Annotated in this window: 14 protein-coding genes; 4 read left to right on the forward strand and 10 right to left on the reverse strand. The window is 71.9% G+C overall.

What is annotated here, in order from left to right:
• Window positions 1–5: 5 nt before the first annotated feature.
• Complete coding sequence (locus tag ACYBSK_RS06535) at window positions 6–626, forward strand: hypothetical protein (protein WP_460245452.1); 621 nt, start codon at window positions 6–8, stop codon at window positions 624–626.
• A 70-nt stretch (window positions 627–696) separates the two neighbouring features.
• On the opposite strand, the gene ACYBSK_RS06540 is transcribed toward ACYBSK_RS06535, so the two are convergent.
• Window positions 697–1,020: an antibiotic biosynthesis monooxygenase family protein gene (locus tag ACYBSK_RS06540; protein ID WP_457475905.1), complete on the reverse strand. Its 324-nt coding sequence runs from the start codon at window positions 1,018–1,020 to the stop codon at window positions 697–699.
• A gap of 14 nt (window positions 1,021–1,034) precedes the next feature.
• Window positions 1,035–1,454, reverse strand: coding sequence for a DnaJ family domain-containing protein (locus ACYBSK_RS06545; protein ID WP_460245453.1), 420 nt, complete (start codon window positions 1,452–1,454; stop codon window positions 1,035–1,037).
• A 93-nt stretch (window positions 1,455–1,547) separates the two neighbouring features.
• Here ACYBSK_RS06545 and ACYBSK_RS06550 point away from each other — a divergent pair, with 93 nt between their 5' ends.
• Window positions 1,548–1,949 (forward strand): FHA domain-containing protein, encoded by a 402-nt coding sequence (locus tag ACYBSK_RS06550; protein ID WP_457475907.1) that lies wholly within the window; start codon window positions 1,548–1,550, stop codon window positions 1,947–1,949.
• A 30-nt stretch (window positions 1,950–1,979) separates the two neighbouring features.
• On the opposite strand, the gene ACYBSK_RS06555 is transcribed toward ACYBSK_RS06550, so the two are convergent.
• Window positions 1,980–2,666, reverse strand: coding sequence for an O-methyltransferase (locus ACYBSK_RS06555; protein ID WP_460245454.1), 687 nt, complete (start codon window positions 2,664–2,666; stop codon window positions 1,980–1,982).
• Between the two features lie 94 nt (window positions 2,667–2,760).
• On the reverse strand, window positions 2,761–4,146 hold the full coding sequence (locus ACYBSK_RS06560) for an MFS transporter (RefSeq protein ID WP_460245455.1): 1,386 nt from the start codon (window positions 4,144–4,146) through the stop codon (window positions 2,761–2,763).
• Between the two features lie 360 nt (window positions 4,147–4,506).
• Here ACYBSK_RS06560 and ACYBSK_RS06565 point away from each other — a divergent pair, with 360 nt between their 5' ends.
• Window positions 4,507–6,522, forward strand: coding sequence for a bifunctional glycosyltransferase 87/phosphatase PAP2 family protein (locus ACYBSK_RS06565; RefSeq protein ID WP_460245456.1), 2,016 nt, complete (start codon window positions 4,507–4,509; stop codon window positions 6,520–6,522).
• A gap of 152 nt (window positions 6,523–6,674) precedes the next feature.
• Here ACYBSK_RS06565 and ACYBSK_RS06570 read toward each other — a convergent pair whose 3' ends face one another.
• Entirely contained in the window at window positions 6,675–8,156 is a 1,482-nt protein-coding gene (locus ACYBSK_RS06570; RefSeq protein ID WP_460245457.1) for a glycosyltransferase family 39 protein, read from the reverse strand.
• A gap of 111 nt (window positions 8,157–8,267) precedes the next feature.
• Window positions 8,268–9,512: a cytochrome P450 gene (locus ACYBSK_RS06575; RefSeq protein WP_460245458.1), complete on the reverse strand. Its 1,245-nt coding sequence runs from the start codon at window positions 9,510–9,512 to the stop codon at window positions 8,268–8,270.
• A 265-nt stretch (window positions 9,513–9,777) separates the two neighbouring features.
• On the opposite strand from ACYBSK_RS06575, the gene ACYBSK_RS06580 reads away from it, so the two are divergent.
• Window positions 9,778–10,947, forward strand: coding sequence for a steroid 3-ketoacyl-CoA thiolase (locus tag ACYBSK_RS06580; RefSeq protein ID WP_457475913.1), 1,170 nt, complete (start codon window positions 9,778–9,780; stop codon window positions 10,945–10,947).
• Window positions 10,948–11,201: 254 nt separating this feature from the next.
• On the opposite strand, the gene ACYBSK_RS06585 is transcribed toward ACYBSK_RS06580, so the two are convergent.
• The 4 genes from ACYBSK_RS06585 to ACYBSK_RS06600 form a co-directional block, all read right to left on the reverse strand.
• Window positions 11,202–11,612 (reverse strand): aggregation-promoting factor C-terminal-like domain-containing protein, encoded by a 411-nt coding sequence (locus tag ACYBSK_RS06585; protein WP_457475914.1) that lies wholly within the window; start codon window positions 11,610–11,612, stop codon window positions 11,202–11,204.
• A 215-nt stretch (window positions 11,613–11,827) separates the two neighbouring features.
• Entirely contained in the window at window positions 11,828–12,694 is an 867-nt protein-coding gene (locus ACYBSK_RS06590; protein ID WP_460245460.1) for an ECF transporter S component, read from the reverse strand.
• Complete coding sequence (locus ACYBSK_RS06595; protein WP_460245461.1) at window positions 12,691–14,427, reverse strand: ABC transporter ATP-binding protein; 1,737 nt, start codon at window positions 14,425–14,427, stop codon at window positions 12,691–12,693. The genes ACYBSK_RS06590 and ACYBSK_RS06595 overlap by 4 nt, the downstream gene beginning before the upstream one ends.
• Window positions 14,424–15,539 carry an energy-coupling factor transporter transmembrane component T gene (locus ACYBSK_RS06600; protein ID WP_457475917.1) on the reverse strand — a complete coding sequence of 372 codons (1,116 nt, stop codon included), beginning with the start codon at window positions 15,537–15,539 and terminating at the stop codon, window positions 14,424–14,426. The genes ACYBSK_RS06595 and ACYBSK_RS06600 overlap by 4 nt, the downstream gene beginning before the upstream one ends.
• Window positions 15,540–15,542 lie beyond the last annotated feature (3 nt).

A 15,542-nucleotide genomic window follows, 5' to 3' on the forward strand; every position in this document is an offset into this window, starting at 1 on the left:
GGGGCATGACGGACATCGAGCGCGCCCAGGCCGACGGCGTCGACAAGGGGGTAGCGATGGACCCGACAACAACGAGGAACACGACCGGCCGGGAGCCGGCGGGGCGTGAGACGACGGGTCGTGAGGCGACCGGCCGTGAGTCGGCGGGGCGCGAGACGCCGGGCCGGGACATGGCAGGCCGAGACATGGCGGGCCGCGACATGGCCGGTCGCGACATGGCGGGCCGCGACATGGCCGGTCGTGAGCCGATGGCTCCCGAGGGCGCCGGTCGTGACATGACCGCCCCCGCCCCCGCCCACGGCGACACCCGCACCGCCCACGGCGACCCGCACATCAATCGCGGCGACACCACCGGGCCCCGTACCGAGCTCTTCCCCGCGGGCGAGCTCAACGAGATCGAGGGCCGTCTGCGGCACGCGCTCAGCGGGTTCGTGGACGCGCCGCGGGCCAGCGTGGAGGAGGCCGACCACGTCCTGGAGGACCTGGCCGCCCGCCTCACCGAAACCCTCGCGGGACGCCGCCGCACGCTGCGTACGTCCTGGCAGGACGCCACCGAGGACACCGAGCAGCTCCGCCTCGCCCTGCGCGACTACAAGGAGACGGCGGAGCGCCTGCTACGGATCTGATCGCGGCACCGCACGACCGCGGCACCGCGGCACCGCGGCACCGCGGCACCGTGACCGCCGAGCGCAGCGGTCACGCGGTCTTCGGCGCCGCCTGCTGAACCACCTCGAACGACCACACCGTGGACCCGCTGGCGGCCGGCTTCGGCCGGTCGCCGCCCTGCGGGCCCTGGTGGGCCGCCTTCATGGGCCCCTCCATCCAGGCCTGGAAGGCGGCTTCGTCGCGCCAGCGGGTGTAGACGAGGTACTGGTCGGTGCCCTCGATCGGGCGCAGCAGCTCGAACCACTCGAAGCCGTCGGAGTTCTCGACCGCGCCGGCGCGCGAGCCGAAGCGCTTCTCGAGGACTTCCCGCTGCTCTTCGGGAACGGTGAGTGCGTTGATCTTCACGATGCTCATGCGTCCATCGTGCCTCAGGCGGATGCGCGCCCCGGCCGCGCCTCCCGCCACTGCCGCACCACGTCCTCCACGTCGTACGGCTTGAGCCCCAGCGGGGGCCCCGGCGGCGGCTTGAGCATCATGTCGCGGATCTTGTCGTTGAGCTCGGCCATCATCCGGCGCACGGCCTGCTCCGACGGGGCCTTCGGCACCGCCGCCAGGGTTTCCTCGGCCTCCTTGCGCAGGGCCAGTGAGGGCGGCAGCACCGACAGGCCCTCGCGGGCCATCTTCCGCTTGATCCACCAGTTCTCGTCGTACGAGGAGGATTCGGCAGCGGGGTCGAAGGGCTTGCCGGCACCCGGCAGGGTGGCGAACTCGCCGCGGCGCTCGGCGTCGCGGATCTGCTTGTCGACGAATGACTCGAAACTGACTCCGGGCGGTTTGCGTTCGGTCATGTCACAAGTGTCCCAGAGTGGATCGTGGCGCCCTAGGCTGCGGTCCGAGGACTCGGGGCGACGGGACCCGGGGCGACGGGATCGGTGGGGCGCGTGCTCGAACTGACCATGGCCACCATGGCCGGCGGCGACGCGGGGGTCACGGCCGGAATGGCCATGGCCGAGGAGCGCAGCGAGCCGGGGGCCGTGCTGCGGGTGGGCCGGGACGCGAGCGTGTGCCGGCTCGTGACGCCGGAGGACTGGCTGTTCGTGTCGCGGGTGCACCTGGAGTTCCGGTGCGGTCCGGACGGCGGCTGGAGCCTGTTCTGGCTGCGCGGCTCGCAGGACGACCCGGCGTCCGAGGTGCGGGTGCGGTTCGGTACCGAGGGGATGGGTCAACCCGTCGCGTACGGAGGGGTGTTGACGTTGCCGCGCGGCTCGTCCGGCGAGGTGCTCGTGGTCGACCGGAGCGGGCCGCGCAGCGTGAACGTCGGCTTCTACCACGAGCTCGTGTAGTCCGGCGTCACGAACTCACGCGGCCCGGCGTCACGGCGTCACGTAGGCCAGCGCGAACCCGTCGTAGCCCTTCGCGCCCACCGTCTGGATCGCCGTGGCGTCCAACTGCGGGTGGTCGGCGGGGAGTTGCAGGGCGGAGCGGGTGCCGACGACGTCCGGTGCGGTGGAGTCGGGGTCCGTGACGCGGCCTTCGCGCACCACGTTGTCGACGACGATCACGCTGCCGGGGTGCGTCATGCGCAGCGCCCACTCCAGGTAGCGCGGGTTGTTGACCTTGTCGGCGTCGATGAAGACCAGGTCGAAGTCGGCGCCCTCCGCGGCGAGTTCGGGCAGCGAGTCGAGCGCCGCGCCCACCCGTACCTCGACCAGCCCGTCGAGGTCCGCGCGGGCGAGGTTGGCGCGGGCCACCTCGGCGTGCCGCTCGCTGTGCTCCAGGGTGACCAGCGAGCCGTCGGCGGGGAGCGCGCGGGCCAGCCAGATGGTGCTGTAGCCGCCGAGCGTGCCGATCTCCAGGATCCGGCGGGCGCCCCGGATGCGGGCGATGAGGTGCAGCAGTTTCCCGTTGGTGGCCGAGACGTTGATGCCGGGCAGGCCCGCCGCCGCGCTGTCGGCGAGGGCTCCGGCCAGGGCCTCGTCGGCGGGGGCGAGGAGGCCGGAGAGGTAGGCGTCGACGGCGGGCGCGGCCTCGGGCTGACGGGAGTGCGGATGAGTCGTCATGGCCGTCAGCGTAGGCACGCCGATCACGGAAACGGGCGGGGTCGCGGCGATCCGCGTCGCCGTGGCCCCGCCCGCTCTCACGCGTGCGTGACGGTCACACCGCGGGCGGCGAACCCGGCAGCGGCTTGCCCGCCGACTCCTTCATGCGCCACACCGCGATCCCGCCGATGACGGCCGCGGCCATCATGTAGTACGCCGGGATCATCAGGTTGCCCGTGGCCGCGATGAGGGAGGCCACGACCAGCGGCGTCGTACCGCCGAAGAGCGAGACGGACAGGTTGAAGCTGACGGCGAGAGAGCCGTAGCGGACCTTCGTGTCGAACAGTGCGGGCAGCGTCGACGGCATCGACGACGTGAAGCCGACGAGCAGCAGACCGAGCGCGGCCAGGCCGAGCGCGATCGCCCACGTGGAGCCCTGCTGGATCAGCAGGATCGCCGGGACGGACAGCAGCAGGAAGCCGACGCAGGCGGTGCCGATCACCCAGCGGTGGCCGAACCGGTCGTTGGCGAGGCCCGCCGGGATCTGCACGGCCATCATCAGCAGCATCACGCAGATCAGGATGATCGTGCCGTGCGTGGCGTCGTAGCTCAGCTCCTCGCTGAGGAACGTCGGCATGTAGGAGAGCAGCATGTAGTCGGTGACGTTGAAGACCAGGACCAGCGCGATGCACAGGAACATGGGCTTCGCGCTGCCGGCGAACATCTCCTTCAGCTTCGGCTTCGGAGCGGCCTTCTCCTTCGCCTCGGCCTCGGCGGCCAGCTTCTTGAACGCCGGGGTCTCCTCCAGCTTCATCCGGACGTAGAGACCGACCAGGCCGAGCGGGCCCGCGATCAGGAACGGCACGCGCCAGCCCCAGTCGTACAGGGCGTCGGTGGCCATCGACGTCGTGAGCGCCGTCGCGAGCGCGGCACCGGCGACGTAACCGGCGTTCGTGCCCAGCTCCAGGAACGAGCCGAAGAAGCCGCGGCGCTTGTCCGGCGCGTACTCGGCGATGAACGTGCACGCGCCGCCGTACTCGCCGCCGGCCGAGAAGCCCTGCACCATGCGTGCCACGATCAGCAGTACCGGCGCCCACACGCCGATGGCGGCGTGCGACGGGATCAGGCCGATCGCGAAGGTGCCCGCCGACATCATGATCATGGTGATGGCGAGGACGCGCTGACGGCCGATGCGGTCGCCGAGCGGGCCGAAGAAGGCGCCGCCGATGGGGCGGATGAGGAACGCGGCGGCGAACGTGCCGAGCGTCGACAGGACCTGCGCCGTGCTGGACGCGCTCGGGAAGAAGACGTGTCCGAGCGTCACGGTCATGTAGCCGTAGACGCCGAAGTCGAACCACTCCATCGCGTTGCCGAGGGCTGCCGCCTTGACCGCGCGCTTCACCAGCGCGGGGTCGGTGGTGGTCGGCTCGGGGGAGCTGCGGTCCTTCGCGGAGGCGGCGGACCAGCCCGTACTGGGGGCGATGGAAGTGGCGGTGGACACGGGTCCTTCGCCTGCCTTTCGTCGGGGACATGAGCAACGGGCCGTCCACGCGGAACGGCCCGACGCATCGACCATAGGGGCGCCCGCGCTTGTAACGGGTAGTGTTCAGTTAACTTCGCTCTGCGAGGAAACCGCCTCCGGCCTGGGGAAACGTCAAAGCCTTCACACGGTGCTGATGCAAATTCTTGTGATCTATGTCGCGGAACCACGCCGGTGAAGGTCGGGACGAAGTGGCCGAAGACACTGCCTTCCGGTCAAATCCCGGTGGACAGGCAGGTAAAGGCGCGGTTGCCTGCGTCTCACAGGGAGTGCGGGTGAATGTCAGGGAACCAGCCGAGTTGGGCGGGAGGTCCGAAAGGCGTGGCGAATGCGGAGCGAGGGGGAGCGCCGGGACCCACGGGTGCGGTGACAGGACGGCTCGGCGTGCTGCTCGCGGGCCTGTGGCTGATCGCGGCCGTGCTCGGCGCGCGTCAACTCGTTGCCGTGCTGAGCGCTCCTCCGGGTGAGCGGCTCACCGACCTGGAGACCTGGATCGGCCCCGGCGGCGTGCTGCACCTCAGCGGCTCCCTGTACGACGCGCCGGACCGGTTCACCGGCACCCCGTTCGCGGGCCTCGTCCTCAAACCCCTGGCGCGCGCGGCCGAGCAGGCGCTCGGCTGGGGCTGGACGTTCGGCTCGCTGGCCCTCGTCGTCGCCCTCGGCGTGGTCGCCGCGCGCGCCCTGCCGCCGCCGGTCTCCCGCCGTACGTCGCTGCTCGCGGCGCCCGTCGCGATCAGCCTGCTCATGCTGTCGCTGCCGGTGCGCAACACGTTCACGCTCGGACAGACCAGCATCCTGCCGGTCCTGCTCGTGCTGCTCGGCTGCTTCGCGGTACGCGGGCAGACCGCGTCCGGCGTCCTCATCGGGATCGGCGCGGCGCTCCAGCCGACCGTGCTGCTGTTCGCGCCGCTGCTGTGGTTCACCGGGCGCCGCCGCGCCGCCGCCGCGACCGGCGCCGCCTTCGCCGCGGGCACCGGCCTCGCCTGGCTCGCGATGCCGCACGACTCGTGGACGTACTGGGTGCACCACCTGGCGGGCACCGGTCTCGCCTCCGATCCGGCCGCGGCCGCCAACCAGTCGCTGCACGGCATGCTGCTGCGCTTCGGCCTCGCCGGACCGCTGGAGATCGCCCTGTTCCTGGCGCTCGGCATCGCCGTCGCCGTACTCGGTCTGCGCCGCTCCATCGCGTACGCGCGCGACGGACAGCTGCTGCTCGCCGTCGCGGTCACCGGCTGTGTCGCGGTCGCCGTGTCCCCGACGACCTGGCAGCACCAGCTGCTGTGGGTGCTGCTCGCGGTCGTCGGCCGGGTCGGCGCCAAGGCCGCCGACCGGGCGGTGTGGCCGATCGCCGTCGTCCTCGTGATGACGCTCCCGGCGAGCGCGATACTGCCGCAGCTGCCGGTGCTGGCCCCGCTGCGGGACAACCTCGTCCTGGTCGCCGTGCTCGCCGCGGCCTGCGCCGTCCCCTTCCTCCGCCGCGCGGACCCCCGCTACCGGTCGGCGCTGCCCACCGTCTACACCGAACCGGCCCCGGCGCGCTGGGCGTGGGTGCCGCTGCTGCCGTTCTGGCGGCGCGCGCTCGCCCGCCCCAACCTGCTGCTCGAACTGCTCCTCATCCGCGTCGGCTACTCCGCCTACCAGCAGGTCCGGCTCGTCGCGGCCGGCGGGCGACCGCTGGCGGAGGAGCACGGGGCGCAGGTGCACGCGCTGGAGCGGTTCCTGGGCATCGACATCGAGCACTGGGCCAACCATGCGGTGGTTTCGGTGGGATGGCTCCGCGATTTCTTCGACTTCTACTACACGTCCTTTCACTTTGTGATGCCGCTCGCGGTCCTCGCGGTCCTGTACGTACGGCGTCCCGCGGACTACCGGTGGGCCCGCACCTCGCTCGGTTTCGCGACGGTCCTGGCCCTCGTCGGCTTCTGGCTGTACCCGCTCGCGCCGCCGCGCCTGATGCCGACGCTCGGCTTCATCGACACCGTGCACGGGGTGCAGGACTTCTCCCAGCCGGACTACGGGACGCTCACCGCGGTCACCAACCAGTACGCGGCGATGCCGTCGCTGCACTTCGGGTGGTCGCTGTGGTGCGGGCTGGTGGTCGTGGCGCTCGCGCCGAAGTGGTGGATGAAGGGGCTCGGTCTGGTGCATCCGCTGTGCACGGTGGCCGCGATCGTGGCGACGGGGAACCACTGGGTGCTGGATGCGGTGGGTGGGGCGGTGGTGGTGGGGGCCGGGTTCGGCCTCACGTATGTGTTGACCGGGCCGCGGGGGGCCGGGCGCGGTTCGGGTGCGGGCCGCCGGGCGCCAGGGCGATCGAGCGCGCGGGTCCGTGGCTGAGCTCGCGGGGCTCTGCCCCGGACCCCGCCGCTCAATCGCCGCGGAGGCTTGAATTGAGCGGGGCCGTGGTGCGCTGTGCCGGAGCCTGCCGCTCAATTGCCGCGGGGGCTTGGGATGGCGGGGCCGTGGTGCGCTGTGCCGGAGTCTGCCGCTCAATCGCCGCGGGGGCTTGAGATGCGGGGCTGTGCCTCATCGCGGAATGGGCAGTGGGTGGGGCGGGTGTAGAGGGTGATGCGGGCGCCGTGGACCGGGGTGACGTGGCAGCGGTGGAAGGATTTCCGGAGGACGGCGCGTTTCACCGCTTCCCGGTGGTCCGTGTCCAGTGGTTGACCCGCGGGGTCGAGCAGCGCGATCACTCGTGTCTCCCGTTCCAGGGCCCGCCGGATCCGGTCGGCCGACGCCTCCTCGCCCTGAAGGGTGCCGGATGCGGCGGGGGTCCGGGCGAGGGCGATGTCCCGCAGCTCCCCGTACTGGCGGGGGAAGGACATGGCCCACTCGCGGCGCCGCGCGGGCAGGTAGAGGACGGCGTCCCCGGGGCGTGCCACCGCGCGCACGGCGCGGGCGACCGCGACGACGTCGTCGAGCCGGCTCTCCGGGGAACGCACCGGCGCCGGCCCGACCCACGCGCCGCAGGCCAGGACGGCCAGTACCGTCAGGGCCGCCGCGCCCCGCGCCACCGTCGCCCCGGCGACCCGCCCGGCCCAGGCCCCGAACAGCAGGGCGAGCCCCGCCCACCCGTACAGCACGTACCGGTCGACGTAGTACGGCTTCACCAGGGACACGGTGAGCAGCACCGCGCTCGGCACGACGTGCAGGGGCAGCGCCACCACCGCGAGCGAGAACTCCCCGCGCTGCCCGCCCGCGAGCCGGAACAGCAGCGCTCCGGCGAGACAGCCGCCCGCGAAGACGGCCCACTGCACGATCCCCGGCCGCCCCAACCACCCCAACTGCGCGGCGGATTGACGCGCGCTGACGACGGCCAGCGGCAGCACGACGAGGAGCACCACCACGACGCAGCGGCCCCAGGCCGCCCGCGCGTACGAGGCGTCCGCCAGCCACAGCGACACCCCGTGCGCCACGAGGGCGAGCACCGCGAACTCGTGCAGCAGCACCGCCACCACGAGCAGCCCCGCGTACGCCGACCACCAGCGCGCCCCGCCGCCCCGCACCGCCCGTACGAACGCGTACGTCGCCGCCACGACACAGGCGCACACCAGCGCGTACGACCGCCCCTCCTGCGCGTAGAACTGCACGATCGGGGTGAGCGCGAAGGCCGTCCCGGCGAGCAGGCCCGCGCGCGGACCGCTCAGTCGCGCGGCGAGCAGGGCGAGGAGCGCCGCGGCCACGGCCGTCGCGAGGACCGAGGGGAGCCGCAGCGCGACGAGGCCGCCCTCCCACGCGGAGAACACCAGGCGCATCAGCCCGTAGTACGCCCCGTGCACGGCGTCGATCCGGCCGATCGTCCGCCAGATTCCGGCCGCGTCCCGGTGTGCCATCTGGTACGTGACGGACTCGTCGCGCCACATGCTGCCGTCGCGCGTGAGCCCCCACAGGCCGAGGGCCAGCGAGAGCAGCGCGGGTGCGAGCGGGACGAGCGCGGGGGCGGTCCGGCGAAAGCGCCGCGCGCCCTCCAAGTCCCCTGCCTTTGGGCCTTGTTGAGTGCTCTCTCGCACATCCTGTCGCGTCACAAAGGCCTCATCCTGGCATCAGTGCCAGGACTTGACCATCGGTAGGAGTCTGTCCGCTTATGCCTGCGCGACCTGGAGTTCCTTGACGCCGTTCAGCCACGCCGCGCGCAGCCGCCGGGGGTCGCCCGCGAGCCGCAGGTCGGGCACCGCGTCCGCGAGCGCGTTGAAGATCAGGTCGATCTCCAGGATCGCGAGGGACTTGCCGAGGCAGAAGTGCGGGCCGCCGCCGCCGAAGCCGAGGTGCGGGTTGGGGTCGCGGGTGATGTCGAAGACGTCCGGGTTCTCGAAGACCTCGGGGTCGTGATTGGCGGAGGAGTAGAAGAGGCCGACCCGGTCGCCCGCCTTGATCTTCTGGCCGCCGAGCTCGGTGTCCTGCGTGGCGGTGCGCTGGAAGGAGACGACGGGGGTCGCCCAGCGCACGATCTCCTCGGCCGCGGTGCTCGGCCGTTCCCGCTTGTAGAGCTCCCACTGGTCGGGGTGGGTGAGGAAGGCGTGCATGCCGTGGGTGATGGCGTTGCGGGTCGTCTCGTTGCCCGCGACGGCGAGCAGGATCACGAAGAAGCCGAACTCGTCGGAGGACAGGTTGCCCTCGTCCTCGGCCGCGACCAGCTGGGTCACGATGTCCTGGGCCGGGCACTTCTTGCGGTCGGCCGCGAGGTTCATCGCGTAGCCGACGATCTCCATGGCGGCCTCGGCGCCGATCTCCTCGGTGATCGCGTACTCCGGATCGTCGTACGCCACCATCTTGTTGGACCAGTCGAAGACCTTCGAGCGGTCCTTCTGCTCGATGCCGATCAGCTCGGCGATGGCCTGGAGCGGCAGCTCCACGGCGACGTTGGTGACGAAGTCGAACGAGCCGTCGGGGCCCGCCTGCTGGACCGCCTTGGCGACGATGTCACCGGCGCGGTTCCTGAGCTTCTCCTCCAGGGACCGGATGGCGCGCGGCGTGAACCCGCGCTGCACGATCTGGCGGACGCGGGTGTGCTCGGGCGGGTCCATGTTGAGCATGATCATCTTCTGTACGTCGATCTGGTCGCGCTCGATCGAGGAGTTGAAGCGGATCACGGCGGTGTTGATGTTGGACGAGTAGATCTCCGGGTGCGTGGAGACGTATTTGACGTCGGCGTGCCGGGTCACCGCCCAGTAGCCGGCGTCGTCGAAGCCGGAGATGCCGTGTTCCTGCTCGATCCAGCGGACCGGTTCGGCCTGCCTGAGCTGGGCGAACTCCGGGTGCGGTATGCGGTGTTGGAGGAGATCGGGATCGGTGAAGTCGAACCCGTCGGGCAGCGCGGGGCACGGCATGGGGTCACTCCCGTGGTCGTCTCACGAGCGGTCTGACGAGCCGTCAGTTATGGCTTGGAAGGTAATAACGGGTTCTAGAAGTAGCAAGGCCCGCGCCTGTGTTGGTTCGGTGCGAGGTGGATGCACGCCCCTTGCGTACCGGGGGTAAGGGCCCTGAGACTGCAAGCAGAACTGGTACGCGTTCTAGTTTCGTGCGCGGGGGTCGCCGTGCGGTCCGACCGGTTCTGATCGTGCTGGTCCGGGAATCCTGGAGAGGACGTAGGTCATGGCAGCCGAGCCCGTCATCGTCGAAGCCGTACGTACCCCGATCGGCAAGCGCGGGGGTGCGCTCGCCAATCTCCATCCCGCCTATCTGCTGGGCGAGACGTACCGCGAACTCCTCGGCCGCACCGGCATCCAGCCGGACTGCGTCGAGCAGATCGTCGGCGGCACGGTCACGCACGCGGGCGAGCAGTCCATGAACCCGGCGCGCACGGCCTGGCTCACGATGGGCCTTCCGTACGAGACGGCGGCGACGACGGTGGACTGTCAGTGCGGCTCGTCGCAGCAGGCCTCGCACATGACCGCCAACATGATCGCGGCGGGCGTCATCGACGTGGGGATCAGCTGTGGTGTCGAGGCGATGTCACGGGTGCCGCTGGGGTCGGGGTCCAAGCACGGGCCGGGAAAGCCGTTCCCCGACGAGTGGAACGTGGACCTGCCGAACCAGTTCGAGGCGGCCGAACGCATCGCGCGCAAGCGGGAGTTGACCCGTGAGAACGTCGACGCGCTCGGGCTGATATCCCAGGAACGGGCCGCCGTCGCGTGGGCCGAGGAGCGGTTCAAACGCGAGACGTTCGCGGTGCAGGTGCCCACGACCGAGGCCGAGCAGGCGGCGGGGCAGGGCATGTGGCGGCTCGTCGACCGCGACGAGGGGCTGCGCGACACCACGATGGAGGGCCTGTCCGGCCTCAAGCCCGTGATGCCGACCGCCGTGCACACGGCGGGCAACTCCTCGCAGATCTCCGACGGGGCGTCCGCGATCATGTGGGCGTCGAAGCGGATGGCGCGGGCGCTGAAGCTGAAGCCGCGGGCGCGGATCGTGGCGCAGGCGCTGGTCGGCGCCGATCCGCACTTCCACCTCGACGGGCCGATCGACGCGACGCGGGCGGTGCTCGGGAAGGCGGGGATGTCGCTGAAGGACATCGACGTCGTCGAGATCAACGAGGCATTCGCGTCGGTGGTGTTGAGCTGGGCGCAGGTGTTCGAGCAGGATCTGGAGAAGGTGAACGTCAACGGGGGTGCGATCGCGCTCGGGCATCCCGTGGGGGCGTCGGGGGCGCGGCTCATCACGACGGCGCTTCATGAGTTGGAGCGGCGGGACAAGGAGTTCGCGTTGGTCACGATGTGCGCGGGTGGGGCGCTGTCGACCGCCACCATTTTGCAGCGCGTGTGACGGGTGGGCGGCGCCCCTTCGAGCCCCTGCGGCGATTGAGCAGGCGGCTTCCGTCGGCGAGGCCACGGGGCTCCGCCCCGGACCCCGCTCCTCAAACGCCGGAGGGGCTGGACGTGGCTGGGTCGGGGCCCTCGGCCCCTGCACTCCGCTCCTCAAGTGCCGGAGGGGCTGGATGTGGGCCCCGCTCCTCAAGTGCCGGAAGGGCTGGGTGTGGGGCGCGCCCCACACCCTCACACGTCATACGCCGGAGGTGATCAGTACCAGCCGTTGGCCTGCCAGTGGGCCCACGCGCCGCAGGGGCTGCCGTAGCGGTCGTTCATGTAGTTGACGCCCCACTCGATCTGCGTCTCGGGGTTCGTCTTCCAGTCGGAACCGGCGGACGCCATCTTGTTGGCGGGCAGCGCCTGGACGAGGCCGTACGCGCCGGTGGACGCGTTCGTCGCGTTCGGGTTCCAGCCGCTCTCGTGCGACACGATCTTGTCGAAGCAGCTGAACTGGGCCGAGTTCGAGATCTTCTGCTGGGCGATGGCCTTCGCCGAGCCCGACGTCGACGCGGCCTGGGCCGGGGCCGAGGCGAAGAGGAAACCGGTCGTGGCGGCCGCGAGGGTGACGCCGGCGATGGCCTTCTTCGGAGTGGCGATGCGGCGCAGGAGCGTGGCGGACAAAACGGAACCTTCCGTGGGGGCAGGGGGGTGCAGGGCGTGGTGCCGTGCGGTTGCTCCACAGAAACAAAGCCGCCGGGGTGAGCGCAAAGGGCTGGTTTACTAAGGAAAGTCGGACTGGGTGGCTTGTGGGGTAAATGTCCGTTGTGGGGGCTGGGTGAGGCGGGGTGCAGGGCTACGGTCCCGCTTAGTAGGTGACGTGGGTCATGTGGGGGGCTTCACGCCCGCGGACCGTCGAATGTGACCTGCGACTCGAAGGCCGCCCGCCGCGTCGCCCGGCGCAGCGCCTTGAGGACGGCGCCGCCGACGACGAGGGTCAGCACCACGGTGAGCGCGGCGCGCCCCAGGTCCCAGCCGAGCGACGTCGCCGCGCAGTAGGCGAGGAAGCGGACCAGGTTCTCGTGCAGCGCGGCGTCCGGCTGGTACGCGACGGAGGAGGCCAGCGCGTTCATGAACGGCCAGCCCGCGAGGTTCATGATCGTGCCGTAGGCGAACGCGGCGAGGAAGCCGTAGGCGGCGAGCATGAGGCGTTCGGCCCGGCCGCGCAGGGTGCCGGCGCCCGGCAGCAGGCCCGCGCCCATCGTGAACCAGCCCATGGACAGCATCTGGAACGGCATCCAGGGCCCCACGCCCCCGGTCAGCAGCGCCGAGGTGAACATGCTGAGCGAGCCCAGCACGAAACCGAAACCCGGGCCGAGGACCCGGCCGCTCAGCACCATCAGGAAGAACATCGGTTCGAGCCCGGCGGTGCCCGCGCCGATCGGCCGGAGCGCGGCGCCCGCGGCCGCCAGCACGCCGAGCATCGCCACCGCCTTCGGGCCCAGGCCGGACTCCGAGATCGTCGCGGCGACCACCGCCACGAGGAGGACGAGCAGCGCCGCGAACAGCCAGGGCGCGTCCTGCGCGTGGGCGTTCACCTGGGAGCCGGGGCCGGTGATCAGGGGCCAGCCGATGCCGACGACGCCGACCGCGCTGACCAGGAGCAGGGCGGCGATGGAGCGGGGGCCGAGGCGTACGGGATCGGCGCGGCCGGTGTGCGGCGCCGCTGGCGGTGACGGTGACGGTGTCGGTGTCGGTGTCGTCACGTCAGTGCCTCCCGTACCTCGGAGACCGTGAGCCACTTCTGCGGCGCCAGGATCTTCGCCACCTGCGGGGCGAAGGAGGGGGACGAGGTGACGATGTCGGGGGTGGGGCCGTCCGCCACGATCTCGCCGTCCGCGAGGATCGCCACCCGGTGGGTCAGCTCGGCGGCCAGTTCCACGTCGTGCGTGGCCATGACGATGGCGTGGCCCTTGGCCGAGAGGTTCCGCAGGATCGCGATCAGGCGGGACTTCGCGGCGTAGTCCAGGCCGCGGGTGGGTTCGTCCAGGAGGAGGAGGGGCGGGGCCGCCGTCAGCACGATCGCCAGGGCGAGGGTGAGGCGCTGGCCCTCGGAGAGGTCGCGGGGGTGGGTGTCGTCCGCGATGCCGGGGAGCAGGTCGGTGAGGAGGGCGCGGCAGGTGCCGGGGGTGGCGTGCGCGTCCTTGTCCGCGGCCGTGCATTCGGCGGTGACCGTGTCGGCGCAGAGGAGGTCGCGGGGTTCCTGGGGGACGAGGCCGACCTTGCGGATGAGGTCGTGGGGGGTGGTCCTGTGGGGGGTGGCGTTGCCGACGTGGGCCGTTCCCGTGGTGGGTTTGATCAGGCCGACGAGGGTGGAGAGGAGGGTGGATTTGCCGGCGCCGTTGCGGCCCATCAGGGCGAGGATTTCGCCGGGGGCGACCGTGAGGCCCACGTGGCGCAGAGCTTCTACCCGGCCGCGGCGTACGCCCAGGTTCTTCGTCACGGCAAGCGGCGTTGCGGCCACGGGGCTCCGCCCCGGACCCCGCTGCTCAAGCGCCGCAGGGGCTGAAAAGCCGCGGCGCTGCTTCCTGCCCCGCCGCTCGATCGCCGCAGGCGCTGAAAGATCGGGGCTCCGCCCCGGGCCCCGCTGCTCAATCGCCGCAGGGGCTTGAACTGCCGTGGTTGAGGCCAGGCGGTTGCGCAAGGGGCCCGCCGTGCGGCGGGCGTTGCGGACGGTCAGGGGGAGGGGGGTCCAGCCGGCGAGGCGGCCGAGGCCCACCACCGGGGGGTACACCGGGGACACCGCCATGACGTCGGCCGGGGCGCCCACCAGCAGGGGCGCGTCCGCGGTCGGCAGGAGCGCGACCTGGTCCGCGTACTGGATGACGCGTTCCAGGCGGTGTTCGGCCATGAGGACCGTGGTGCCCAGGTCGTGGACCAGGCGTTGCAGGACCGAGAGGACCTCTTCCGCCGCTGCCGGGTCCAGGGCGGACGTCGGCTCGTCGAGGACGAGGACCCGCGGGTGCGGGGTGAGGACGGAGCCGATGGCGACGCGTTGCTGCTGGCCGCCGGAGAGGGTGGAGATGGGGCGGTCGCGGAGGTCGGCGAGGCCGAGGAGGTCGAGGGTCTCCTCCACGCGGCGGCGCATCACCTGCGGGCTGAGGCCCAACGACTCCATGCCGTAGGCGAGCTCGTCCTCCACCGTGTCCGTCACGAAGTGGGCGAGCGGGTCCTGGCCCACCGTGCCGACGACGTCCGCGAGTTCGCGCGGCTTGTGGGTGCGGGTGTCGCGCCCGGCCACCGTGACCCGCCCGGCCAGCGTGCCCCCGGTGAAGTGCGGGACGAGGCCGCTCACCGCACCGAGAAGCGTCGACTTGCCCACGCCGGACGGGCCCGCGAGGAGCATCAACTCACCTTCCGGAACGTGCAGTTGGATACCGCGGACCGTGGGGTGCGCGGCGCCGTCGTACGTGACGGAGACGTCCTCGAAGTCGATCATGACGACGCCTCCGTCGGCTGGTCGGGAACGGGTGCGATGAAGGCCGGGAGCAGGCCGAGGGCGATGCCCGCCGCGGGCCACAGCGGCAGCGTCGGCGCCGCGAGCGGCACCACCGGCGGCTGGAGGGCGGCCGGGTCCTGGGTGCCGGTCCAGATCATCAGCGCCGCGGCCGCCACCCCGGACGCCGCGACCAGCCACGCCCGGACGCCCCAGGCATCGGGCCGGTACCGGGTGCGCACCGTGCGGCGCCCGCCCAGCCACAGCCCGCCGAGCGCCGCCGCGACCCCGGCGAGGAGAACCGGCAGGCCGTAACCGGCTCCGGAGGACGCGAGCAGACCGTACGTGCCCGCGCACACCCCGATGAGGCCGCCCAGCGTGAGCACGGCCGTCGCCCGGCGCACGCCCTTCGGGACCTCGGCGGTACGGCCGTAGCCGCGCGCGTCCATCGCGGCGGCCAGGGCCACCGAGCGTTCCAACGCGCCCTCCAGGACCGGCAGTCCGACCTGGAGCAGGCCGCGCAGACCGCTGTCCGGGCGGCCGCGCAGGCGCCGCGCCGCCCGCAGCCTGCGGACGTCCGCGATCAGGTTCGGGGCGAACGTCATCGCCACGACGACCGCGACCCCGGCCTCGTACAGCGCGCCCGGCAGGGACTTGAGGAGGCGGGACGGGGAGGCGAGGGCGTTCGCGGCGCCGACGCAGATGAGGAGCGTGGCCAGTTTCAGGCCGTCGTACAGGGCGAAGACCAGGCCCTCCAGGGTCACCGGGCCGCCGATGCGCACCCCCTCCGCCCAGTCCGGCAGCGGGACTTCGGGGAGGGTCACCAACAGGTGCGTGCCGGGGATCGCCGAGCCGAGGAGTGTCGCGAAGACCAGGCGGATGCCGAGGACGGCCAGCGCCAGCTTCACGAACGCGCCGTACGAGCGCGCCCACGGCGCCTCGGTGCGGCGCGCCGCCACCACGTACCCGGCGACACCGATCAGCAGCGCGAGCAGCAACGGGTTCGTGGTGCGGGACGCGGCCGTGCCGAGGCCCAGCGCCCAGATCCACCAGGCGCCGGGGTGCAGGGAGTTGGAGCGGTGGGCCCGCGGGGCGCGCAGCGTACGAGCGGACATGCG

This window comes from Streptomyces sp. BYX5S, assembly GCF_054724165.1.

Coding starts and splice junctions, on each gene's coding strand:
- ACYBSK_RS06535 (WP_460245452.1), top strand. CDS start 6: ATGACGGACATCGAGCGCGCCCAGGCCGACGGCGTCGACAAGGGGGTA.
- ACYBSK_RS06540 (WP_457475905.1), bottom strand. CDS start 1,020: ATGAGCATCGTGAAGATCAACGCACTCACCGTTCCCGAAGAGCAGCGG.
- ACYBSK_RS06545 (WP_460245453.1), bottom strand. CDS start 1,454: ATGACCGAACGCAAACCGCCCGGAGTCAGTTTCGAGTCATTCGTCGAC.
- ACYBSK_RS06555 (WP_460245454.1), bottom strand. CDS start 2,666: ATGACGACTCATCCGCACTCCCGTCAGCCCGAGGCCGCGCCCGCCGTC.
- ACYBSK_RS06575 (WP_460245458.1), bottom strand. CDS start 9,512: ATGCCGTGCCCCGCGCTGCCCGACGGGTTCGACTTCACCGATCCCGAT.
- ACYBSK_RS06580 (WP_457475913.1), top strand. CDS start 9,778: ATGGCAGCCGAGCCCGTCATCGTCGAAGCCGTACGTACCCCGATCGGC.
- ACYBSK_RS06595 (WP_460245461.1), bottom strand. CDS start 14,427: ATGATCGACTTCGAGGACGTCTCCGTCACGTACGACGGCGCCGCGCAC.
- ACYBSK_RS06600 (WP_457475917.1), bottom strand. CDS start 15,539: ATGTCCGCTCGTACGCTGCGCGCCCCGCGGGCCCACCGCTCCAACTCC.